This window comes from Nonomuraea turkmeniaca (genome assembly GCF_005889735.1).
In the GTDB taxonomy this organism is placed as follows: domain Bacteria; phylum Actinomycetota; class Actinomycetes; order Streptosporangiales; family Streptosporangiaceae; genus Nonomuraea; species Nonomuraea turkmeniaca.
In genome coordinates this window covers 54404-77709 of record NZ_VCKY01000018.1, presented here as the reverse complement: position 1 = coordinate 77709, position 23306 = coordinate 54404, and the positions used below count along the sequence as shown (strand labels likewise).

The window sequence follows — 23306 nt, the reverse complement described above, 5'->3', positions numbered from 1 at the left end:
GGCCACCCCCTGCGACACCCCCGCCACTCACCGCGTCGCGCAGGTGCAGGGCGCCGGTGACGCCACCCCGCTGGCCGGCCAGACCGTGCGCGTCGAGGGCGTCGTGACCGGCGACTTCCAGCGAACCGACCAGCTCAGCGGTTTCTTCCTGCAGGACACGCGGCCCGACGCCGACCCCAAGACCTCCGAGGGGTTGTTCGCGTTCGCGCGCGAGTCGTTCAAGGACGTCAAGGTCGGCGACCGGGTGCTGGTCACGGGCCGGGCCGTCGAGTTCAACGGGTGGACCGAGCTGTCGCCGGTCACCGCCGTGGACGTCTGCGGCACCGGGAGCGTGGCGGCGCAGTCGTACACGCTCCCCACAGCTGAGAACTCGGGCGGGCTCGAGCCCGTCGAGAACATGCTGCTGACGTTCCCGCAGTCGCTGACCGTCAGCGACCACTACAACCTGGGCCGCTTCGGCGAGGTCACGCTGTCCTCCCAGGGCAGGCTCTACCAGCCGACCGACCGGCCCGGCGTGGACCCCGCGCTGAACGCCCGCCGCTCGCTGCTCGTCGACGACGGCTCCACGCGGGAGAACCCCGCCACCCTGCCGCCGATCGTCCGGGCCGGCGACGTGGCGCTCGGGATCACCGGCGTGCTCGGGTACGGCTTCGGCAGGTACCGGCTGCAGCCGACCAAGCCGATCGACTACAAGAATCTCAACCCGCGCCTGCCGAAGCCGTTCCCGGTGATCGGCAACGTCAAGGTGGCCTCGTTCAACACGCTCAACTGGTTCACCACGCTCGGCTCGCGGGGCGCCACCACCGCCGAGGAGCAGCAGCGTCAGCTCGCCAAGCTGGTGGCCGCGCTCAAGGGCCTCAACGCCGACGCGGTCGCGCTCATGGAGGTCGAGAACAACGGCCAGACGGCGCTGCAGGCGCTCGTGGACGCCGTCAACGCCGAGGTCGGGGCGGGCACGTACGCGGCGCTCGCGCACCCGTACCCCGGCACCGACGCCATCCAGGTCGGCCTGATCTACAAGCCGGGCAAACTCACCCCGGTCGGGGCGGCCGAGGCGTCGCAGGACCCGGTGTTCAGCCGCCCGCCGCTGATCCAGACCTTCCGCAGGAAGAGCGGCAGCCAGCCGTTCACGATGGTGGTCAACCACCTCAAGTCCAAGGGCTCCTGCCCCTCCAGCGGCCCCGACACCGACCAGGGCGACGGACAGGGCTGCTGGAACCCCACCCGCGTCGCCCAGGCCAAGGCGCTGCTCGGCATCATCGAGGACCAGGACCTGCCGAACCCCATCGTGCTCGGCGACCTCAACTCCTACGGCGAGGAGGACCCGATCGACACCCTGGAGGCCGGCGGCCTGGCCGGCGTGACCAAGAGGTTCGTGCCCGCGCCGCTGCGCTACAGCTACCTGTTCGACGGCCTCGCGGGCGAGCTCGACCACGTCCTGGTCGGCAAGCAGCTGCTCAAGCGGGTGACGAGCGCGACCATCTGGCACATCAACGCCGACGAGCCGCGCATCCTCGACTACAACACCGAGTACAACCCGCCCGGCCTGTACAAGCCGGACGCGTACCGCTCCTCCGACCACGACCCCTTGATCGTCGGCCTGACCCTGCCCGGCGCCGCGGGCTAGCTCACGGACGAACAAGAGGGGACGGCTCGCGATTTCTTCGCGAGCCGTCCCCCTTCACCAGGTGGCGACGGCCAGGGCGTGACCTGCTGCGACCGCCCCTGATCCCGGCCCATCCACCCGGGGTGGATATCATCTTCTACAGCGAGACGGCCGAACCCGAATACGTGAAGACCACGGAGACGTACTCCGACCACAGCTTCCACGTGGTGGAGTTCGTGCTCGAGTAAAGGTGGAATGCCCGCCGCTGGGTAGCGGTTCTAACCTCCGTACAGCGACGACGACGAGCGAGGAGCCACTTGTGGCGACCATCGAAGTAACAGAACAGAACTTCAACGACATCGCCGACAAGGGGATCGTCCTGCTCGACTTCTGGGCAGAGTGGTGCCCGCCGTGCAAGAAGTTCGGACCGATCTTCGAGCAGGCGTCGGACAAGCACGACGACATCACCTTCGGCAAGATCGACACTGACGCCGAGCAGGCGCTCGCGCAGGGTTTCGACATCACCTCGATTCCCACGCTCATGGCGATCCGCGACGGCATCGTGGTCTTCGCCCAGGCCGGGGCCATCCCGGGGCCGGCGCTCGACGACCTGATCCGGCAGGTGCGGGCGCTCGACATGGACGCCATCAGGTCTGAGCTCGCCGAGGAGATGAAGAAGGCCGAGCAGAGCTGACAACGCGAAAGCTGACAACGCGAAAGCTGACAACGCGAAAGCTGACAACGCGAAAGCTGACAACGCGAAAGCTGACAACGCGAAAGCTGACAACGCGAAAGCTGACAACGCGAAAGCCCCGCCTTTCCGGCGGGGCTCTGCCACGTCGTCAGAGCTTGCGGCCGACCCCCACGTACCCGAAGTCGATGGCGTTGCCCGGCCCGTCCGGGTCGTCGGGACGCCACCCGTTCGGGACCGTCAGGCCCGGCTCGGCCAACTCGTATCCGTCGAAGAAGCGCAGGATGTTCTCCCGCGTCCGCAGATTGAGCGAGGCCGTCGCCCTGCGGTAGACCTCCAGCGCCTGCGGGGTCGTGTCCGGCGTGGAGTCCACGGCATGACTGATCACCAGATGGCTGCCGGGCGCGCTCACCTCCCGCAGCTTCGTCACCGCGTCGTAGGCGAAGTCGTCCGGGACGAAGTGCAGGATCGCCAGCATGAGGAAGGCCACCGGGCGGTCGAAGTCGATCAGGCCCTTCAGCTTGTCCAGCAGCACGTCCGGCTCGCGCACGTCGGCCTGCAGGAAGTCGACGCCCTCCGTCCTGGCCAGCAACGCCCGGCCGTGCACGCATACCACCGAGTCGTAGTCCACGTAGACGACGCGTGCCTCTGGGGCGATCTCGTGCGTGTTGCCCTGTGTCGGCAAGCCGGCGCCGAGGTCCACGATCTGGCGGACCCCCTGATCCACCACATGGCGCACCGCTCGGCGCAGGAACGCGCGGTTCGCCCGGCAGCCCTCCTTGGTGTTGGGGAACGTCTTGAGTATCTGCTCCGCCGCCGCCCGGTCGGCCGCGAAGTTGTCCTTGCCGTCGAGGTAGTAGTCATACATGCGCGCGACGTTGGGGACGTTGGGGTCCACCCCTTCGGGGGCACTATCCACGTTTTCTCCCAATATTTCGCCTATTGGGGCCGATCATAGTGCCGCCACTCCCGCGGCAACCCGAAGTTCATTCGGGTTCCTCCGCCAATGAGACGCAGATCACGCTGCCGCTGGGTGGCAGGCCAGGGGACGGTGGCGGTGGGTCACTGGCACGCTCCATGACGCGACCGGGCGCAGGGCTGCCGAGCCCCGGCACCCGACCGTCAACGACCGCGGCGCGCGGGCCGGACGCGGTGGTCCGGCCCGGGGTCGGGGGTCAGTCGCGGTGGTCCGGCCGGGGGCCGGGGGTCAGTCGCGGTGGTCCGGCCCGGGGCCGGGGTCAGCCGCGGTAGAGCTCCGCCACGCGGAAGGCCAGGTCGAGGGACTGGCTGCGGTTGAGGCGCGGGTCGCAGGCGGTCTCGTACCGGGTGGCCAGGTCACCCTCCACGATCCCGTGCCCACCGCCGACGCACTCGGTCACGTCGTCACCGGTGAACTCGATGTGGATGCCGCCCGGATGCGTGCCGAGCGATTGGTGCACCTCGAAGAACCCGGCCACCTCGTCCAGGACGTCGTCGAGCCGCCGCGTCTTGTGCCCGCTCGGCGCCTCGAACGTGTTGCCGTGCATCGGGTCGCAGATCCACGCCACCTGCGCCCCGGCGGCCGTGACCTCCTTGACCAGCGGCGGAAGGTGCTCGCGGATCTTGGAGGCGCCCATCCGGGTGATGAACGTGAGCCTTCCCGCCTCGTTGCCCGGGTTGAGCCGCTCGACGAGCGCCAGCGCCTCCTCGGGCGTGGTCGTCGGGCCGAGCTTGACGCCGATCGGGTTGCGGATGCGGGCGAAGAAGTCGACGTGCGCCCCGTCGAGCTGCCGGGTGCGCTCGCCGATCCAGACCATGTGCGCCGACACGTCGTACGGCAGCCCCGTACGCGAGTCGATGCGCGTGAGCGCGCGGTCGTAGTCGAGGATCAGCGCCTCGTGCGAGGAGTAGAACTCGACCGTGTGGAACTCCTCCGGATCGGCCCCGCAGGCGCGCATGAACGCAAGCGCCTGGTCGATCTCCCTGGCCAGCTGCTCGTAGCGGCGCCCGGCCGGCGACTCGGCCACGAAGTCCTGGTTCCAGGCGTGCACCTGCCGCAGGTCGGCGTAGCCACCCTTGGTGAAGGCCCGCGCCAGGTTCAGTGTCACGGCCGAGGAGTGGTACGCCTTGAGCAGCCGCCACGGGTCCGGCTTGCGCGATTCGGCGGTGAACTCGAAACCGTTGACCATGTCGCCCCGGTAGGCGGGCAGCTCGACGCCGTCGCGGGTCTCGGTCGCCTTGGAACGCGGCTTGGCGAACTGGCCGGCGACCCGGCCGATCTTCACGACCGGCACCTTGCCCGCGTACGTCAGCACGATCGCCATCTGCAGCAACGTCTTGAGCTTGTTGCGGACGTTGTCGGCCGTGGCGCCGGAGAAGGTCTCGGCGCAGTCGCCGCCCTGCAGGACGAAGGCCTCGCCGCGGGCGACGGCGGCAAGCTGGTCCTTGAGCTGGTCGCACTCGCCGGCGAAGACCAAGGGGGGCAGGCCGCCTAGCTCGGCGACGACCTTGTCGAGCTCGCCGCGGTCAGGCCAGTCGGGCTGTTGCGCCGCGGGGAGGGCTCGCCAGGAATCAAGATCCAGAAGATTGCTGCTCACGAGATACGAGGGTATGCCACGTAGCCCGCCGCTACCGACCCCATTGTCCACGTTTTGATATCCACTCCCACGGGTGTGTCACACGCCATGTGAAATGAGCAGGCCTCAGGGCCATCCGGCGTGCCCGAGCAGCCGAAGTACATGCGTGAGCCGCCTCTCACCGTGGGAGTGGAAATGAACGACGACCTCCACACCCTCTCCGGTGCTTACGCCGTGCACGCACTGCCGTACGCCGAGTGGGTGCTGTTCGAGGAGCACCTGCGCGCGTGCCAGGCCTGCGGGGCCGAGGTCCGGCGGCTGCGTGAGACCGTGGCCAGGCTGTCGGAGGCCGTGGCCGAGCCGCCGCCCGCCATGCTGCGCGGCCGCCTGCTCGCCGCCGCGCACGAGTCGAGGGGGGCGGAGCGGCCCGTACAGCCGCCTCCCGCACCCGGGGAGCCCCAGACGCTGAGGATTCCGCCTGAGGTCGTGCAGACGGTGCGACCCGGGCGCCGGGAGGCGGTCGCGAGCACGCCGGAGAGCTCGCAGCGGCTCGAGGACGGCGGCGGCAACGTGGTGCCGCTGCGGCGCAAGCGGTCGAAGGTGCTGGCGGGCCTGACGGCGGTGTCCGCGGCGGCCGCGGTCGCGCTCGGCGCGGTCGCCTACGACGCCCGCCGCGACCTGTCCGACCTGACCGTCAGGAACGACGAGATGGTGGCCGTGCTGGCCGCGCCCGACGCCCGGACGGTACATCAGCCCGTCACCTCCGGCGGCACCGCCACCGTGGTGATCTCGCGCTCCGCGGGCCGGATGATGTTCGCCTCGTCGGGGCTACCCGACCTGCCGGCGACCCAGGGCTATGAGCTGTGGCTGATGGGCGACGACGGCCCGCGGCCGGCCGGGATGCTGGACCGCGCCGAGAACGGCGTCACCGCGCCCCTGTTCGTGACCCCGCTCCGGGAGGACGACAAGGTGGCGCTGACGGTCGAGCCGGCCGCCGGCTCCGAGCAGCCCACGACACAGCCCATCATGCTGGCCGAACTCCCCGAGGCCTGAGCCGCACGGGATCTGGGCAATGATCGTCGGCTGAGAGATAGTGCAGGGCATGCGTAGACTCGCGGTCCTGCTCGCGGCCGCCACCGTCCTGTCCGTGACCTTCGCCCCGTTATCCACCGCCCACGCCACCGCCGCCGAGCCCGGCGCCGCCACCGTGGTGCCCGTGCAGGTCACAGGGCACCCGGCCAAGCGGTTCAACCTGATCCTCATGGGCGACGGCTACACCGAGGCCGAACAGGCCGGCTTCCAGGCCGACGCCGACCGGCACCTCAACGTGATGTGGTCGATCGAGCCGTTCAAGTCGTACCGGAACTACATCAACGTCTACCGGATCGACATCGTCTCCGGCGAGTCCGGCATCAGCTGCGACCCCGGCCTGGACGCGCCGCGCCGGACGACGCCCCTGAGCATGGGCTTCTGGGGCCGCTGTAACCCGAGCAGCGTCCAGCGCCTCATCACCATGGACAACGCCGCCGCCACCCGCTACGCGAACCTGGTGACCGGCACCACGCCCGGCAACCGGCAGATCCTCGCACTGGCCAACAGCGCCACCTACGGCGGCGCGGGCGGCACGTACGCCACCGCCTCCGGCAGCAACAGCATGTCCGCCCTGATCAGCCCGCACGAGCTGGGCCACTCTCTGGGCGGCCTGCAGGACGAGTACGACTACTACCAGCGCGGCGTCCCCGGCGGCGCCTACCCGGGCGCCGAGCCGCCGAGCGCCCACCACACCCTGCTGACCGAGCAGCAGATGCGCGACCAGCAGAAGAAGTGGTGGCGCTGGCTGGGCGAGCCGAGCGAGTCCGGCGGCCCGATCGGCCGCTACGAGGGCGGCCTCTACTACACGACCGGCGTGTGGCGGCCCAGCGCGCACTCCATGATGAAGACCCTCGGCTACTACTTCGACCAGGTCAGCCGCGAGGTGATGACGCAGCGCATCGCCGCCAAGACCACGCTGATCCAGGACTCGGCGCCCGTGGACGCGCCGGTCGGCGCCGACCGGGTGTTGTGGGTGGAGCCGATGCGCCCCGTGAGCCACTCGCTGACGACCACGTGGACCGTGGACGGCCGGGACCTGCCGGGCGACCTGGACACGCTCGACCTGCGCGCACTGAACCTGGCGCCGGGCACGCACACGGTCACGGCCACCGTCTCCGACCCGACCGAGTTCGTCAGGGACCCCGCCATCAGGCAGTCCATGGCCAGGTCCCGCACGTGGACGGTGGACACCACGCTCACCACCCCGCCGGACGGCGTCGAGCCCGCCGTCGTCTCCGCCACGCCGGCGGACCGCCCGCTCGGCCGCGCCGACGTCGTGTACGTCGAGACCACCCACCCGGCCGCCGCCGTCCCCGAGATCACATGGACGCTCGACGGGAAACCGGTCGACGGCGGCACGGACCTCGACCTGGGCGAGTTCGAGCTCGGCCCCGGCACGCACACGCTCGCCGCGGCACTCGGCGGCCGCACGCTCACGTGGGCGGTCGACACGGAGCGCCCACGCACGGCGTACGAGCTGTCCGAGCCGCTGGCCAGGGCGGGTGACACCTACGTCTACAACGGCCCGTTCTCGATGCGGCTCACCGGGACCGACGACCGCGACGGTTACGTGGTCTCGGAGTCCCGGGTGGACGGCGACGGCTGGTTCAACTACTTCGGCTGGCCCACGTCCTCCGCGCTGCCGTGGACGTTCTCCGAGCAGGGCACGGTCATCGACTCGCTCGTGTACGGCAAGCTGCCGCGCGGCCGCCACACGATCGAATACCGCTCCATCGACGGCGCCGGCAACTACGGCAAGCCCAAGAGTTTCACCGTCACCACGATCGTGCCGCCGCCCGCCTGCACCCGCACGGTCACCGGCGAGCACCGGGGCGCGCTCGTCGTCACCGACGGCGTCACCTGCCTCGACCGCGCCCAGGTGACCGGCCCCGTCACGGTCAGGCCCGGCGCCTCGCTCGTGGTCACCGGCGGCCGCATCACCGGCGCGCTGGCGGCGTCGAAGCCGGCCGCCGTACACCTGCTCAAGGCCCGCGTCGAGGGCGCGCTGACCGTCAATGGCGCGGCCCAGCTGGTCGTCGTGGGCGCCGACCTGCGCGGCGCCGCGCTGCTCACCGGCAACACGGCGCCGATCCTGTCGGGCACCACCGTCAAGGGAGCGCTCGCCTGCATCGGCAACACACCCGCGCCCGCGGACCTCGGCGTGCCGAACAAGCCGGCCGGCGCCGGGGCCGGCCAGTGCGCGAAACTAACCGCGGGCCCCGAGGGAGGAGCGTACGAGGCGGTCCAGCATCGCGGTCAGTGACCGCGTCGCGCCGTCGCGGAGCCTGGCGTACTCGTCCTCCGGGTACTGGCGGGGTCCGTTCTCCACCAGCAGGATCAAGGAGAGGTAGGCCCGATAGAGATCGAGCCGGGTGAGCGCCGCCGGAGTCAGCTCCAGCGGCGTCACCTCGCGGTAGCCCGCCAGCAGCGGGTCGTCCTCGCGTAGCTCGCCGAAGATCGTCGGCGTGACGAACTCGGCGATCGGGTCGCCCCAGAACGCCCGCTCGTGGTCGATGATGGCCTGGATCCGCGGCGTGCCGCGCAGGTCCAGGAAGACGTTGCCCACCCACACGTCGAAGTGCACCAGGTGCGGCGTCGTCACCTCGTCGAGCACGGGCGCGGCGTCCTCGAACACCGCCATGATCTCCTCGACCGGCCGGGGCAGCGGCGTCGGGTAGCGCTCGGTGTCGCCGAGCAGCGCCGCCACCATAGCCAGGAACGCCTCCCGCCACGTCTCGCCCACGATCCCGGCGTGCGGGTAGCCGAACACCTCGCCGGTCACCGCGTTGAACCTGGCCAGATGGCGGCCCAGCTCCCGCCGCAGCGCGTCCTCCCCGTCGGGCTTGGTCTCGTTCCATGACACGCCGTCCAGCGCCGCCAGCACCAGATAGTCGCCGCCCAGCACCGGGTCGTCGAAGCAGGCGTGCACCAACGGCGCGACCGGGACGCCCGCCCCGGTCGCCAGCTCGATCGCGGCCGCCTCCATGCGCAGCAGGTTGCGCTCGTAGCTGAGCTGGTCCAGGTCGGGGTGCGGCGACAACTTCAGCACCACCTCGCGCCCGTCGTCGAGCGCGAGCCGCCAGACGGCGTTGGCGTAGCCGTCCGTCAGCTCGGTCGACGTCGTCACGCCCGTGCCCAGCGCCCGGCGGGTGAGCGCGTCGAGCTCGGCAGGGGCTAACCGGCGCTTGGTCCTGCTGTCCACGGAACTCCTCGCTGATCAGGCGGATTCGCGGCGTACGAGATGGGTGTCCAGGATGACGACGGGCTGGCGCAGCACCTCGCCGTTGATGCGGGCCACGAGCAGCTGCGCCATCTGCCGGCCCATCGCCTCGGTCGGCTGGTGGACCGTGGTCAGCGGCGGGTCGGCGCTCACCGCGGCCTTGGAGTCGTCGAACCCGATCACGGCCACGTCCTCCGGGATCGCCCGGCCCGCGGTCTTGAGCACGCGCATCGCGCCCAGCGCCATGGGGTCGGACGCGGCGAACACCGCGTCGAGATCGGGATGCAGCTGCAGCAGCTCCGTCATCGCGGTCGCGCCGCTCTGTTCGGAGAAGTCGCCGTAGGCCACGATCTCCGGGAGCCCCGAGGTCAGCAGCGCGTCGCGGTAGCCGGCGAGACGGTCCACACCCACGCCCATGTCCTGTGAGCCGGCGATCGCGGCGATCCGGCGACGGCCGAGGCCCAGCAGGTGTTTGACCGCCTGCCGGGCCCCTGCCCGGTTGTCCATGTCCACGTAGCTGTACGGGTGGAGGCCGACGGGGAGGCCGCCGAGCACCGTCGGCACGCCCATCGCCTCCAGCCGGCCCGGGAGCGGGTCGGCGCCGTGCAGTGACAGGAGCAGCACGCCGTCGACGTGCTGCCCCGTCAGGTAGGTCTCCAGGCGCTCGTGCTCCTCGGGAGTGCGCGCCATCGCCAGGATGAGCTGGAGCCCGGTCTCGGCCAGCGCCGAGCCGATGCCGCGGATGGTGCCGGCGAAGTAAGGCTCGTCGAACACCCGCAGCTGCGACTCGGACACCACCAGCGCCACCGTGTCCGTGCGACGCGTCACCAGGGCTCGCGCGGCACGGTTGGGCACGTAGCCCAGCTCGCGAATGGCCAGCTCAACGGCCTCGCGGGCCTTTGCGCTGACGTTCGGCGAGCCGTTGATGACTCTCGACACCGTGCCCCGGCCTACCCCGGCCCGGGCCGCGACAGCCTCAAGAGTCGGTCGGTTCATGTCGCCTATTCTGCCGGATGATCTCCGAGTACCAGAGCGCGCTGTCCTTCAGCCGCCGTTCCTGGGTCTCGAAGTCCACATGAACCAGGCCGAACCGCTTGCCGTAGCCCCACGCCCACTCGAAGTTGTCCATCAGTGACCAGGCGAAATAGCCCTCCAGGGGCACGCCCGCGTCGATGGCCTCCTTGCACGCGCCGAGGTGCGCCTCCACGTACGCCTGCCGCTCCCGGTCGTGCACGCGGCCGTCCGCCAGCACGTCGTCGAAGGCGGCGCCGTTCTCGGAGACGACCATCGGGATCGCCGGGTACTCCCGCGCCACCCGCGTGAGGACCTCCACCAGCCCGCTCTCGTCGATCTCCCAGCCCATCGCCGTCACCGGCTGCCCGCCGCTGACGAACGACACGTGCTCGCTGCCCACCCACGGAGAACCCGAGTCCGTGGGGGCCGCCGCCGCCGACTGTCTGCCGCCTGGTGCTCCCGAGACCGTGAAGCGGCTGTAGTAGTTGACGAGCAGCACGTCGATGGGCGCGTTGATGGTCTTCATGTCGCCTGGCTGGATGAAGTCGATCTCGCCGGGCACGTCGGCCAGCACGTCCTCCGGGTAGCGGCCCAGCAGCAGCGCGTCCAGGAAGAACCGGTTCTGCAGCCCGTCGATGCGCCGCGCCGCGTCCAGGTCCTCCACGCTGTCGGTCGCGGGGTTGACCGCGTACAGGTTCACGCAGCCGCCCACCCGGCGGGCGCCCATCGCCTGCACGGCCAGCCCATGCGCCAGGTTGAGATGGTGCGCGCCCCTGATCGCGTTCTGCGGCTCACGCCGGCCGGGGGCGTGCTCACCCGAGGCGTAGCCGAGGAACGCAGCGCACCATGGCTCGTTGACGGTGCTGAACGTGTGCACGTGGTCCTTCAGCGCCGCGTGCACTGTCGCCGCGAAGTCGGCGAAGCAGTACGCGACGTCGCGGTTGGGCCAGCCGCCCTTGTCCTCCAGCTCCTGGGGCAGGTCCCAGTGGTAGAGGGTCAGCCACGGGTCGATGCCGTGCTGGCGCAGCTCGTCGGTGAGCCGCTTGTAGAAGTCCAGGCCCTTCTGGTTGACCTTGCCCGAGCCCGTCGGCTGGATACGCGGCCAGGAGACCGAGAACCGGTAGGCCGTCAGGCCCAGGTCCGCCATGAGGGCGACGTCTTCCCGGTAGCGGTGGTAGTGGTCGATGGCCACGTCCGCGTTGTGCCCGTTCAGCACCCGGCCCGGTGTCTTGGTGAACGTGTCCCAGATGGAGGTGCCGCGCCCGTCGTCCCGGACGGCCCCTTCGATCTGGTACGCCGAGGTCGCCGCGCCCAACGCGAAGCCCGTGGGGAAGCGCAGCCCGGCACGCGTCTGTTCCTCTTGTGTCGTCACGCCTTGACCGCACCTTCCATGAGTCCGCCGACGATCTGACGGCCGAATGCGACGAATACCAGCACGAGCGGAATGATGGACAGCGCCGTGCCCGCGAAGATCAACGAGTACTCCGTGGAGAATCTCGCGTTGAGCCCGTTGATCGCGATCTGGACGGTCGGGTTTTCCTGGTTGAGCACGATCAGCGGCCACATGTAGTCGTTCCACATGAGCATGAAAGTGTTGATGCCGAGCACGGCCATGCCGGGCCGCACCGCGGGCAGCACGACGTTCCACCAGATGCGCAGCGTGGCGGCGCCGTCCACCCGGGCGGCCTCGACCAGCTCCATCGGCACGGACTGCCGCGTGTACTGCGTCATCAGGAAGATGCCGAATCCGTTGAGCAGGTACGGCAGGATGACCGCCTTGAGCGTGCCCGTCCACTCCAGGCTCACCATGAGCCGGTAGAGCGGCACCACGCCCATCTGCTGCAGCGGCACCGCCATCGTCAGCAACACGAGCACCAGGAGCAGGTTCCGGCCCCTGAAGTTCAGGTTGGCGAAGGCGAACCCGGCCAGCGTCGAGATGATGATGACGGAGACGGTGACGACGCTCGCGACGATGAAGGAGTTCGTCAGGCCCGCCACGAACTGGGCTTCCGGGTGCGTGAGCACCGCGATGATGTTCTGGCCCAGGTTCCCGCCCGGCAGGAACTTCGGCGGCGTCGCCACCGCGTCGGAGTTCGTGCGCGAGGCGATGACCAGCATCCAGTACAGCGGGAACGCCGACACGATGATGGCCAGCCCCAGCATGACCCTGGTGAGGACGGTCGGTTTCCAGATGGTCATTTCGTGCCCCCGATCCTGCGCACGAACAGGAAGTTGATCGCCGCGCCGATGAGAATCAGCAGGAACAGCAGCCAGGCTGCGGCGGACGCGTAGCCGTAGTCGAACTCGCGGAAGGCTTCCTTGTAGACGAACATGGCCACCGTCTGGAACTGGCCCTGCGACCCGCCGTCGGGGTTGCCGTTGTAGAACGTCATCGGCTCCGAGAACAGCGTCAGGCCGCCGATCGTGGAGTTGAGCACCACGAAGATCATGGTCGGGCGCAACATCGGCAGCGTGACCTGCCAGAACTGCCTACGTCGTGAGGCGCCGTCGATCGAGGCCGCCTCGTACAGGTCGCGGGGGATCGTCTGCATGCCGGCCAGGAAGATGATCGCGTTGTAGCCGGTCCAGCGCCAGTCGACCATGGTCGCGATGGCGATCCACGACGGGATGCGCTCGGCCCGCCAGTTGTAGGGATCCACGCCGAACAGGCTCAGGATCCAGTTGACCAGGCCCCAGTCGCGGGCGTACAGCTGGGTGAACACCACCGCGACGGCGACCACCGAGGTCACCAGCGGCAGCAGCACGCTCATGCGGATCGCGAGGCGCAGCCTGAAGCGTTTGTTGAGCGCGTTGGCGAGAAACAGCGCCAGGATCATCTGCGGAACGGTGGCGAGGATGAACATGCCGACCGTGTTGACGACGGCGCGCCAGAAGTCATCGTCGCCCAGCAGGGCGCTGTAGTTGTCCAGCCCGGCCCACTCGACGGTCCCGGCCAGGTCGTAGTCGTAGAGCGAGTAGTAGAGCGTGAAGGCCAACGGGAAGAGCCCGAAGGCGGCGAACAGGATGAAGTACGGGGACACCAGGGCGTACGGCATCGCCTTGACGTCCACCCTGGAGCGCCAGCGGCGGCCGGGTGGACGGTCACGGCGATGGGAGTTCCGCGTTGCCCGCGGAAGGGTGTCGAGGCTCATAGCAGACCTTTCGGCGGCAACATGCCCGGCCCGCTTGTGGCGGGCCGGGCGGGGAGATCAGCCCGCGGCCTTGACCGCGTCGTCGATCAGCTGCTGCCAGGCCTTGTCGTGTGCCACGGAGCCGTCGTCCATACCCTGGATGACCGACTCGACGGCGTTCTTGACCTGGGCGTGCTTCACGCCGAGGAACACCGGCTGCAGGCTCGCCGCCGACTTGGCGAAGATCTCACCGATCGGGGCGTCGTTGAAGAACTCGTTCTTCGCGCCCTGGACGGCCGGGTCCTGCTGAGCCTTGGTGTTGCTCGGCATGTTGCCGAAGTCGGAGAAGATGCTCGCCTCCGTCTCCGCCTGGGTCAGGTAGTCGGCGACCATGGCCGCTTCCTTCGGGTGCTTGGTCTGCTTGGGAACGGCCACCCACGAGCCGCCCCAGTTGCCGCCGCCGCCCGGCACGGAGGCGACGTCCCACTTGCCCGCGCCGCCATCGCCGGCGTTGCCGCTGACCACGCCGAGCATCCAGGACGGGCAACCGAGCGTGGCGAACGCGCCCTTCTGGGTGCCCGCCGCCCACTCGTCGGTGAAGTTGCGCAGCTTGGCGGTCAGGCCCTGCTGGGTCATCTTCTGGGCGAAGTCGAACGCCGTCTTCACCGCCGGGTTCTTGTCGACGATGAGGGTGTTCTGCGCGTCGAAGTAGGCGACGTTGCCGTTCTTGGCCGCCTCCTGGTACAGGACCACCTGGTACAGCGTGTTGGTGCCGTCAGCCCACTTGGTGTCCTTGACCTTCGATTGGAACTGCTGGCCGACCTTCATGAACTCGTCCCAGGTCGGCCACAGGGCGCTGACCTTGTCCCGCTCCGTCGGCAGACCGGCCTTCTTGAACAGGTCCGAGCGGTAGCAGATGCTCATGCCGCCGATGTCGGTGCCGAGGCCGAAGACCTTGCCGTCGGCGGTGACGCCGGTCTCCCACTTCCAGGCGGGGAAGTCGGCCTTGCGGGACTCCAGGCCGTACTCCTTCAGGTCGGCCCACCACTCGGGGTGCGCCTTGGCCAGGCCCATGCCGCCCTCGTCGATGCCGACCACGTCGCCCGCGCCGTTGCCGGCCTGCAGCCACTGGATCATCTGCGGCCAGTACTGCTGCTCGAACTGGTCGGTGAGGTTCTCGTGCTTGATCTGGATGTCCTTGTGCTCGGCGTTCCACTTGGCGACGGCCTTCTCGTAGCCGAAGTTCGAGCCGCCGCCGAAGGTCTGCACACGGATCGTGATCGGTTCCGCCGCCGCCGAGGATGCCGGCGCGCTGGCTTCCGGCGTGCTGCCGGAGCCGCAGGACGCGACGGTCAGCGCCGCTGCGGCGAGGACCGAGGCCGCGGTCAGACTGCCGCGGCGCTTGCTGATCATCATGGGTGGACCCCTTCTCGGGTGAATGTTGGGGGAGTGCACCGCGGCGCACGCTCCGCCGCGGTGGGAGTCTTTGGGAGCGCTCCCACAAAGGGTGCACTTACGTGGCCTGCACGTCAATCCGCCGAAACGCAACCGTTACCAATGGTGCGTTTTGGAATGATCAAGCCGGATTTTTAGGGACAAACCACGCAAAGAGCGGATTGGGAGCGCTCCCACCACAAGAGACATCTTTTGTGTCGCATCCTGGGCATCCCGCCCGTACAACCACGCTTTCCAGCAGTCACCCTCCCGGGTTGCCGGGCACGGTCAGGACCGCCGGGCCGGGATCCGGGCGCCGTCCCGCCTCGTGGCCAGGTCGTCAGCACCTGCGCTAGCTCTGGCCGCCGGGGTACGGCTCGTCGATGGGCTGGGCGGCACGGTGCGGGCCACGGCCGCGCTGACGCCCTCGGCCGCCACGGCGAGTAGCCAGCTCCTCGGGGCCATGAAGGCGGCCACGGTCGTGGATCGGCCCGATCCCGGGACTCCGCTCCATGAGAAGTCACGGCACTCATCGCCGCCTGCGTTGCCGCTCAATGCGAGCAGAATGGCCCCTTGACCATCTTCGTCCGTCGATTGTCTGTCAACGGCATGAGTCATGCCATTTCGCGGAGACACCGGTGAGATGATCCGCTACGGGACCCCCTGCGGGCAAGGCTTCGGTGGATGGGATGGGCAGAACAACGGCCTTTGGCCCGCGCGTCTGGTGGCCGCCGGTGGAGAGGTTGCGCCATGTATGTCATGGCAACCTGACATCGGCACGCCGCTGGTGCCGTGGAATTCCTATGGTGCTTTCATGGCCGCGGTGTTCGGCGCTCCGACACCGGCTCTTGACACCGTGAATCGCGGCGCCTTGCTGGGATCATGAGACCGCCGGCGCGCTGCTCGCCGGTGCGCTCTCAGGGTTGCGGGGGAGCGGTGTCGCCGCGGCGGGCGGCGGCGCGTTCCTCCAGCAGCGTGCGCTCGCGGGCGTTGCGGGTCATGCCCGCCGCCCGCTCGAACTCGGCCCGCGCCTCCTCCCGTCGTCCCAGCTTGAACAGGAAGTCGCCGCGGACGCTCGGCAGGAGGTGGTAGCCCTTCAGCGACGGCTCGTCCATGATCTGGTCCAGGAGGTCGAGCCCGACCGCCGGGCCGTACGCCATGGACAGCGCCACCGCCCGGTTGAGCTCGACGACGGGGGAGCGCGACAGCTTGGCCAGCTCCTCGTAGAGGCCGGCGATGCGTACCCAGTCGGTGTCCTCAGGGGTGAGCGCGCGGGCGTGGCAGGCGGCGATGGCGGCCTGGAGCGCGTAGGGGCCGTGGGCGCCGCCGAGCTCTTCCACGCGATCCAGGCCGGCCAGGCCGCGGCCGATGAGGAGCCGGTCCCAGCGGGCGCGGTTCTGGTCGAGCAGGAGGATCGGCTCTCCGGAAGGCCCCACGCGGGCCGCCGAACGCGACGCGTGGAACTCCATCAGCGCCACGAGCCCGTGGACCTCCGGTTCCTTGGGCATCAGGCCGGCCAGGACCCGGCCCAGGCGCAGGGCGTCCTCGCACAGGCCCGGGCGCATCCAGTCGTCGCCGGCCGTGGCCGAGTAGCCCTCGTTGAAGATGAGATAGATGACCTCGAGGACGGCGGCCAGGCGGCCGGCCAGCTCGGCGCCCTGGGGGACCTCGAAGGGGATCTGCTTGTCGGCCAGGGTGCGCTTGGCGCGGACGATGCGCTGCGCGACCGTGGACTCCGGGACCAGGAACGCGCGGGCGATCTCCTCGGTGGTCAGGCCGCCGAGGACCCGCAGCGTCAGCGCCACCCGCGCCTCCGTCGACAACGCGGGATGGCAGGCGGTGAAGACCAGGCGCAGGAGGTCGTCCTCGATCTCGTCGACCTCGGGGGGCTCCTCCTCGTGCTCCAGCCGGTGCCCGAGCTCGACCAGGTTGCGCTCGAGGCGTTCGTTCCTGCGGATCAGGTCGATGGCACGGCGTTTGGAGACGGTCATCAGCCAGGCGCCGGGGTTGCGCGGCACCCCGGACTCGGGCCACTGCTCCAGGGCGGCGACCAGCGCGTCCTGTGCCAGCTCCTCGGCCAGTCCGACGTCGCGTACCAGCCGGGCGAGGCCGGCGATCAGCCGGGCCGCCTCGATCCGCCATACCGCCTCGATCGTGCGGTGCGTGTCGGAAGCCATCACGGGCCCATAAGACCAGGGCCGCACGTCGCCTCGCAACTCGCTGTCGCTCGTCCACCGTCGGGCCGGCGGCGACATCACCGGGACCGTCGTGCCGGGCTCGGGCGGAAGCTGATCGATCGGGCGGCACCGGCGCCCCCCGTCCGCGTCAGTCGCCGGGCTCGTCGACGCCGAGGCGTTCGCGCAGAGCCTCCTCGCGCTCGCGCTCCTCCGCGGGCATCGCGTCGTCCGGTACGTCCGAGGCGTCGAACACCCGCCACACATCCAGCCCGATCCCGTCGTGTCCAGGCGGCACCGGGAGGCGCAGCGCCCACTCGATGGCCTCTTCCCTGGACTTCACCTGGATCAGCCAGAATCCGGCGATGAGCTCCTTGGCCTCGGCGAACGGCCCGTCGATCACGCTGGCCTTGCCGCCGCTGTAGGCGATCTGGACGCCCTGCGAGCTCGGGTAGAGCCCCTCGGCGGCCAGCAGCACGCCGGCCTTGGCCAGCGACTCGTTGTAGGCATGCATGTTGTCGACGAGCTCCTGGCTGGGCAGCACCCCGGCCTCAGTCTCCGCACTGGCCTTGCCTACGATCATGAACTTCATCGGTGCTCTCCTTCACGCGTTTGCGGCGTCTCACCAACGCGTCGAACGGCCCTGGAGCGAATCGACACGCTTTCGGGAACAGCCGGGCGGGGATGGCGTCAAGAACGTACTGGAGTCCGGTCTCGGACTGCCACTCCGTCAATAAATCTACGATGTAAAGGCGGCCAGCTGGTCGACGAACGCGCGGGCCGCAGGGGAGCAGTCGGTCAGCGACGGCACGGCGAGCGCGAGCGAGCGGGTCGTTCTCGGCTCCAGCGGCCGGGTGACGACGGCGCCGAGGTCGGCGGGCAGGCCCAGCGTGGGAACGATGCTGACCCCGAGCCCCGCGGCCACCATCTCCAGGATGGCGGCCGGCCCGCCGGCCTCGAAGGCGATGTCGAGCCGCACCTGCGACTCCCGCGCCGCGGCCATGATCAGGGGACGGCAGCCGGCGGTGGTCAGGATGAAGGGCCGGTCGGCGAAGTCGGCGACGTGCACGACCGGCTGATCGGCCAGCGGGTGGCCGGCGGGCAGCGCGGCCACCATGTCGTGGGTGCTGAGCGGGACGGTGTCCAGGCCGGGGGCGGGCAGGGTGACGACGCCGACCTCGGCGGCGCCCCGGTGCAGCCAGGCCCGGATGTCGTCGTCCACGCCCTCGAACAACCGCACGCGTACCTGCGGGTACCGGTCGGTGAACGCGCGCAGCAGCCGCGCGATGAGCGTCCCGGTGGCGCTGGGGAGACTGGCCAGGCGCAGCTCGCCGGTGATCTCCCCGGCGGCGGCCGCCACGTCGGCGCGGATGAGGTCGAAGTGGCGCAGCGTCTCGCGGGCCCGGTCGACCGCGCGGCGGCCGGCCTCGGTGAGGGCGATGCCGTCGTGGTGGCGGACGAACAGGGCCGCGCCGAGCTCGCGTTCCAGTGTGGCGATGGCGCGGCTGACGGCGGGCTGGGACATGCCGGTGTGGTCGGCGGCGGCGGTGAAGCCGCCATGCTCGGCGACCGCGAGCAGCACGCGGAGCTGCGCCAATGTCATACCGGCATACCCTAATTGATATTTGACCTGGGGTTGATCAGAACACGATGGTTATGCCATGTCTGAGCGAATGACGATCGAGGTCGAGGGGCGGCGGGCCAGCTATCTGACGGCGGGCGAGCGCGGTCCCGTGGTGTTGCTGCTGCACGGGACGTACTGGAGCCGGGTCTGGGAGCCGGTGCTCGGCGAGCTGGCGGCGGCGGGGTTGCGTCCCGTCGCCGTGGATCTGCCGGGGTTGGGCCGCTCCGAAGGGGAGCTGACGATGGCCACGGCGGCGGTTCCGGCGCTGGCCGGGTGGGTCGCCCGGTTCGCGGCGGCGGTGGGCGCCGGGGAGCCGCTGGCCGTGGCGGGGCACGACATCGGGGGCGCGGTGGCGCAGCACCTGCTGGCCGCGGGCGAGGTGAAGGTGCGGCGGCTGGCGCTGGTCAACTCGGTCACGTACGACTCATGGCCGGTGCCGGGCGTGGCTCGCTTCCGCGACCCGGAGGTGGTGGCCGCGGTGACCGCGGAGGAGCTGCTGGCCGCCCGTCGTACGGCCATCACGGCCGCGCTGGCCCGTCCCGCGGCGGAGGCCGAGCTCGCCGAGTACCTGGACCCGTGGAACGACGCCCGGGTGCGCCGGTCGTGGATGGCGCTGGCCGGCGCCGCGGACGGACGTTACACGCTGGATCTGGTGCCCGCGCTGAGGGCCGACGGGACGCCGAAACTGTTGGTGTGGGGCGAGGACGACACGTTCCAGGAGGTCCGGTACGCCGAGCGTTTCGCCGCCGAGATGCCGAACACCACCCTGGTCCGCATCCCGCGCGCCGGCCACATCCCGATGGAGTACGACCCGGCCGCGGTCGCCGCCGCTCTGGCCCGTTTCTTCGCGGAGTGACCCCGAAGGGACGGCGGCGCTGCCGGGCGCTCATGGACGCGGGCTCTGAGGCCCTGGGGAACGCGGCGAGCGCGCGTCCCGCGATGGGACACGCGCTCGTGCGGAGGTACGGAGGGTCAGGCGGCGTACTCGGGGTAGCCGTAGCCGACGACCTGCGACTTCGGCCGGGTGCGCTCTTCGACCTTGCCGTTGCCGGTGTTGCCCTCGATGGTGGAGATGGTGCCGTTCTGGTTGTCCTTCACGACGAACCCGACGTGGTTGATGTCGCTGATGTCCTTGCTGCCGCTCCAGGAGAAGAACACGACGGCGCCGGGCTTGGCGAGGGTGCCGAAGCGGCTGTTGGCCTTGAACCACTTGGCGTGGGCGACGGTCCAGGCGTCCCAGCCGATCTGCGGGCGGGCGCCGGTCTGCTCGCCGACCCAGGAGACGAACATCGCGCACCAGGCGGCGTTCAGGTAGGCGGTGCGGTTGCCGCCGTCGCGGGCGATGGTCTCGGCGGCGCGCTGGGAGTTGGCGTACCACTGCTGGTACTTGGTGCCGCCGCCGGCGGCGTTCTCACTGGTGCCGACCTGGGACTTGGCGAAGGCCAGGACCTGGTCGGCGGTGACGCTGACCTTGGTCTCGTGGGTGGTCTTCTGCGCCTTGACGCCGGCCTGCTCGGCTACGGCGACCGGCTGCTTGTCCGTCGCCGCGACGGCGGTGCCCGTGACGTGGGCGGTGAAGGCGGAGGCGAGGACGGTGGAGGCGAGCGCGGCGCGAGCGAGGTTGATCTTGTTGGCAGCAAAAATATCGTGCTTGGCCATCGAGGGGGTTACTCCTTGCTTCCATGCCGCTTACCGGGTTAGCTGACGGGCTCGGGCGTGGAAGCTGCCCTACGGCACCGAAGTGCCGATTCGCCCCAAAGGACATGGGTCCCCGGTTCCGCGCAAGGCGGATTCAGCGGTCACAGGACGATCCTGTGATGTTTCGTGCGATGGTCGGACATGGCCGGATAAACCGGACACACGCCACAAGATGCCCCATAAGGTAATACATGGGGCAAGGGAATGACAACTCTATAAAGGCCCGGCTAGGTAAGTTGCCTGCGAGCGTCGGCCAGAAGCCCCATCATGGCAAGGGATTCGTCAAGCGGCATGATCGAGCTCTCGGTCCTGCCTTCGGCCGTCGCGGCGCGGACTTCGCGGAGCTCTCCGGCGTACCCGTTGTCGGCCGGATCGAGCACGTGCTCTTCCGGCTCCATGGAGGCGCCGGTGAGGAGGATCCGCTGCGGTGCCCAGAACGGCGCCTGGATGTCCGCCCGCATCCGAGTACCGACAACGCTGGCGCCGTTGGGGTAATTCCCGAGCAATGAGGTCGCCACGAGAGCGTGCCTGCCACCGGGGTAGAGCAAAACGCCGGCCGCCTCCGCGTCCACCCCGTTCGGGGCCAGAGAGCCGGTGACGCGCAGGCCGGAGGGCATGCCGAGGAGCAGCTGGGCCAGCCCGAACGGGTAGATCCCCAGGTCGAGCAGTGCGCCGCCGCCCAGCTCCGGCGCCCACAGGCGGTGCACGGGGTCGTAGGGCAGGGTGAAGCCGAAGGAGGCCTGCACGGAGCGGATCTCGCCGAAGCGTTCATCGGAGGCGATCTTCTGGATGAGGGGGTTGAACCGCATCCACATCGCCTCCATCAGGAAGACGCCGGCCTCGCGCGCCAGGCGCACCATCTTCTCGGCGTCGTCCACGGTGGCGGCCAGCGGCTTCTCGCACAACACGGCTTTACCTGCGGCGATGGCGGCCTCGGCGACCTGCAGGTGCTGGGCGTGCGGAGTGGCCACATAGACGGCGTCCACGGCCGGATCGGCGCACAGCCGCTCGTAGGAGTCGTAGGCCGACTCCGCGCCCAGCGTCGCGGCCAGGGTTTGCGCCCGGCCCAGGTTCCTGGAGCCGACCGCGGCCACCCGCATGCCGGGCTCGGCCACGATGGCCGCTCCCACCGTCCGCGCGATGCCGCCTGTCGCCGCTATTCCCCATGCAAAGTCCCGCACGAAGGGAGATCGTAGACGTATCAGGTCATGTTGAAGGTGTCGGGGTCGGGTCCGATGCGCTTGCCCCTGTTCATGGCGCCGATCGCGGCCATGTCCTCGGTGTCGAGGATGAAGTCGAACACGTCGATGTTCTCGCGGATCCGCGACGGGGTGGCGGACTTGGGGATGACCACGTTGCCCAGCTGCAGATGCCAGCGGATCACGATCTGGGCGGGCGTCCTGCCGTACTTGCCGGACAGCACGCTCAGCGCCGGGTCGTCGAGCAGCCCCTGGCCCTGGCCCAGCGGGCTCCACGCCTCGGTCAGGATGCCGTTGGCCTCGTGGAAGGCGCGCATCTCGCGCTGCTGCAGGTACGGGTGGAGCTCGATCTGGTTGATGGACGGCGTGATCTCGGTCTCGTCCATCAGCCGGGTGAGGGCCTGGACGGTGAAGTTGGAGGTGCCGATGGCCTTGGCCCGCCCGTCACGGTAGATCTTTTCGAGGGCCTTCCACGCCTGTACGTACTTGTCCTGCTTGGGGACCGGCCAGTGGATGAGGAAAAGATCGACGTAGTCGAGGCCGAGCCTGGCGAGGCTCTCGTCGAAGGCCTGCTCGGCGCGGCCGTGGTCGGCGTTCCACAGCTTGGTGGTGACGAACAGCTTCTCGCGCGGCCGCTCGGCGCTGCGCACGGCCCGTCCCACGCCCTCCTCGTTGCCGTACGCGGAGGCGGTGTCGACGTGCCGGTAACCGGCCTGCAGGGCGATCCGGACGGCCTGCTCGGCGTCGCCGTCGGGGATCTGCCAGACGCCGAACCCCAGCTGCGGGATCTGCACGCCGTCGGTGTTGAGCATGAGCGAGTTCATACCGTCCATTGTTCACGTCGTGTTCCGGGCGGCTTAAGGCGGCAGGGCTAACTTAGAGCGGTCATGAACGGGCCATCACCCGGCTGGGAGGGCAACGAGTGGTCGAACAGGCGTCGGCCTGGGTGGAGTCCCCGCTCCAGATGCTGTGCGCCGTCGAGGCCCACCACGCAGGGCTCCTCGGGTCCGCGACGACAGTCGTGCCTCGAGCGGGCCTGCGGCCGCTGAAGGCCACGCGCAAGGAGCTGCGCAGGCTCGGGCTGCCCGAGGGCCTGGAGCTGGCCGAGCCACGTGAGCGCATGCCGCGCCGCGTGCAGGCCGTGGGCGACGCCTTCTCCGGCCAGGTGCAGCTGCGCTGGCTGACCTCCAACCCGGGCCGCATCGTCATCGTCGACGACGGGCTGGCCACGATCCGGCTGCTGGAGCTGCTGGCCGCGGGGCCGCACCGGCCGCTGTTGCGGGCCCGCGCTCAGCCCACCAAGCTGCGTGCCGCGCTCGGCCTGGCGGCCGCGCTGCGGCTGCGCCTGAGCAAGCTCTCCGTCTTCACCGCACTGAACGTGGACAAGGACCTGGAAGATGCCGTCCGCCGCGTCGGCGTCGAGGTCGTCCGCCACGACTTCGCCTGGCTGCGCGCCCAGCCGCTCAGCGCCGAGGGCCCCGCCGAGCGGACCGTCGTCCTCGGCACCTCGCTCGTCAGGAACGGCCTGGTCCACCGCGACCGCTACCTGCGCTGGCTGACGGACCTGGCCGCGCAGGAGCCGGTCGCCTACTACCCGCACCGCCGCGAGGACCCCGTGGACGTGGCGCTGATCCGGGAACGCCCCGGCATCACCGTCCACGACGCCGGCGCCCCGGCGGAGCTGACGCTGCGCGGCCTGGACGCCGGTCAGCGCGTGCTCAGCCTCCCCTCGACCGCGATCACCTCGCTGCGGGTGCTGCTCAGCCCGCGTGGCGTCGCGGTCGAGCCCGTGGACGTTCCCGATGACTGGTGGACCAGCAGGGCGGTTCCCGCCCTTCGCTCGCATCTGACTGGAGTGTCCGGTTGAA

Annotated in this window: 20 protein-coding genes, 1 pseudogene and 1 riboswitch; of the genes and pseudogenes, 6 read left to right on the top strand and 15 right to left on the bottom strand. The window is 69.9% G+C overall.

All coding sequences use genetic code 11. The features are described 5' to 3' along the window. Positions 1-1627: ExeM/NucH family extracellular endonuclease (locus tag ETD86_RS07920; protein WP_138665444.1), on the top strand; the 1627-nt coding region annotated here is incomplete at its 5' end. 298 nt (positions 1628-1925) lie between these two features. After that, entirely contained in the window at positions 1926-2300 is a 375-nt protein-coding gene (locus tag ETD86_RS07915; RefSeq protein WP_138665443.1) for a thioredoxin family protein, read from the top strand. Positions 2301-2311: 11 nt separating this feature from the next. Here ETD86_RS07915 and ETD86_RS59960 read toward each other — a convergent pair. The 3 genes and pseudogenes from ETD86_RS59960 to ETD86_RS07900 all read right to left on the bottom strand — a co-directional run. Next, positions 2312-2524: pseudogene (locus tag ETD86_RS59960) on the bottom strand (pentapeptide repeat-containing protein); the annotation flags it as partial. Further along, complete coding sequence (locus ETD86_RS07905) at positions 2449-3216, bottom strand: SAM-dependent methyltransferase (RefSeq protein WP_138665442.1); 768 nt, start codon at positions 3214-3216, stop codon at positions 2449-2451. The gene ETD86_RS07905 and the pseudogene ETD86_RS59960, both read right to left, overlap by 76 nt. A gap of 319 nt (positions 3217-3535) precedes the next feature. Then, entirely contained in the window at positions 3536-4873 is a 1338-nt protein-coding gene (locus tag ETD86_RS07900; protein WP_138665441.1) for a class II 3-deoxy-7-phosphoheptulonate synthase, read from the bottom strand. A 174-nt stretch (positions 4874-5047) separates the two neighbouring features. Between ETD86_RS07900 and ETD86_RS07895 the strand changes: the two genes are divergently transcribed. Together ETD86_RS07895 and ETD86_RS07890 are read left to right on the top strand one after the other, a co-directional pair. Beyond that, positions 5048-5905, top strand: a complete 858-nt coding sequence (locus ETD86_RS07895; RefSeq protein ID WP_170222940.1) for an anti-sigma factor — start codon at positions 5048-5050, stop codon at positions 5903-5905. A 49-nt stretch (positions 5906-5954) separates the two neighbouring features. Next, positions 5955-8207 carry a M64 family metallopeptidase gene (locus tag ETD86_RS07890; RefSeq protein WP_138665439.1) on the top strand — a complete coding sequence of 751 codons (2253 nt, stop codon included), beginning with the start codon at positions 5955-5957 and terminating at the stop codon, positions 8205-8207. Here ETD86_RS07890 and ETD86_RS07885 read toward each other — a convergent pair. From ETD86_RS07885 to ETD86_RS07845, 9 genes are all read right to left on the bottom strand, one after another. Then, the gene (locus ETD86_RS07885) at positions 8151-9146 is read right to left on the bottom strand and encodes a phosphotransferase family protein (protein ID WP_138665438.1); all 996 of its coding nucleotides are present in this window, start codon (positions 9144-9146) and stop codon (positions 8151-8153) included. The genes ETD86_RS07890 and ETD86_RS07885 overlap by 57 nt on opposite strands. Before the next feature lie 15 nt (positions 9147-9161). Beyond that, complete coding sequence (locus ETD86_RS07880; RefSeq protein WP_138665437.1) at positions 9162-10160, bottom strand: LacI family DNA-binding transcriptional regulator; 999 nt, start codon at positions 10158-10160, stop codon at positions 9162-9164. Further along, on the bottom strand, positions 10141-11550 hold the full coding sequence (locus tag ETD86_RS07875; protein WP_138665436.1) for a GH1 family beta-glucosidase: 1410 nt from the start codon (positions 11548-11550) through the stop codon (positions 10141-10143). Before ETD86_RS07875 ends, ETD86_RS07880 begins: the two co-directional genes overlap by 20 nt. Continuing rightward, on the bottom strand, positions 11547-12377 hold the full coding sequence (locus tag ETD86_RS07870) for a carbohydrate ABC transporter permease (protein ID WP_138665435.1): 831 nt from the start codon (positions 12375-12377) through the stop codon (positions 11547-11549). The genes ETD86_RS07875 and ETD86_RS07870 overlap by 4 nt, the downstream gene beginning before the upstream one ends. After that, positions 12374-13330, bottom strand: a complete 957-nt coding sequence (locus ETD86_RS07865) for a carbohydrate ABC transporter permease (RefSeq protein ID WP_138665434.1) — start codon at positions 13328-13330, stop codon at positions 12374-12376. Before ETD86_RS07865 ends, ETD86_RS07870 begins: the two co-directional genes overlap by 4 nt. A gap of 57 nt (positions 13331-13387) precedes the next feature. Further along, positions 13388-14725, bottom strand: a complete 1338-nt coding sequence (locus ETD86_RS07860) for an ABC transporter substrate-binding protein (RefSeq protein ID WP_138665433.1) — start codon at positions 14723-14725, stop codon at positions 13388-13390. A gap of 935 nt (positions 14726-15660) precedes the next feature. After that, positions 15661-16920: an RNA polymerase sigma factor gene (locus ETD86_RS07855; RefSeq protein WP_138665432.1), complete on the bottom strand. Its 1260-nt coding sequence runs from the start codon at positions 16918-16920 to the stop codon at positions 15661-15663. A gap of 148 nt (positions 16921-17068) precedes the next feature. Then, positions 17069-17509 (bottom strand): YciI family protein, encoded by a 441-nt coding sequence (locus ETD86_RS07850; protein WP_138665431.1) that lies wholly within the window; start codon positions 17507-17509, stop codon positions 17069-17071. Between the two features lie 147 nt (positions 17510-17656). Then, positions 17657-18520: a LysR family transcriptional regulator gene (locus ETD86_RS07845; RefSeq protein WP_138665430.1), complete on the bottom strand. Its 864-nt coding sequence runs from the start codon at positions 18518-18520 to the stop codon at positions 17657-17659. Between the two features lie 58 nt (positions 18521-18578). On the opposite strand from ETD86_RS07845, the gene ETD86_RS07840 reads away from it, so the two are divergent. Beyond that, the gene (locus ETD86_RS07840) at positions 18579-19397 is read left to right on the top strand and encodes an alpha/beta fold hydrolase (protein WP_138665429.1); all 819 of its coding nucleotides are present in this window, start codon (positions 18579-18581) and stop codon (positions 19395-19397) included. A gap of 116 nt (positions 19398-19513) precedes the next feature. Here ETD86_RS07840 and ETD86_RS07835 read toward each other — a convergent pair whose 3' ends face one another. The 3 genes from ETD86_RS07835 to ETD86_RS07825 form a co-directional block, all read right to left on the bottom strand. Beyond that, positions 19514-20200: a CHAP domain-containing protein gene (locus tag ETD86_RS07835; RefSeq protein ID WP_138665428.1), complete on the bottom strand. Its 687-nt coding sequence runs from the start codon at positions 20198-20200 to the stop codon at positions 19514-19516. A gap of 12 nt (positions 20201-20212) precedes the next feature. Continuing rightward, a riboswitch (cyclic di-AMP (ydaO/yuaA leader) is annotated at positions 20213-20349 on the bottom strand. Positions 20350-20466: 117 nt separating this feature from the next. Beyond that, the gene (locus ETD86_RS07830) at positions 20467-21420 is read right to left on the bottom strand and encodes a Gfo/Idh/MocA family protein (RefSeq protein WP_170222939.1); all 954 of its coding nucleotides are present in this window, start codon (positions 21418-21420) and stop codon (positions 20467-20469) included. 20 nt (positions 21421-21440) lie between these two features. Then, the gene (locus ETD86_RS07825) at positions 21441-22262 is read right to left on the bottom strand and encodes an aldo/keto reductase (RefSeq protein ID WP_138665427.1); all 822 of its coding nucleotides are present in this window, start codon (positions 22260-22262) and stop codon (positions 21441-21443) included. A gap of 98 nt (positions 22263-22360) precedes the next feature. On the opposite strand from ETD86_RS07825, the gene ETD86_RS07820 reads away from it, so the two are divergent. Next, a complete protein-coding gene (locus tag ETD86_RS07820) occupies positions 22361-23305 on the top strand; it encodes a hypothetical protein (RefSeq protein WP_138665426.1) in 945 nt (314 codons plus the stop codon). The last annotated feature ends 1 nt before the right edge of the window (position 23306 follow it).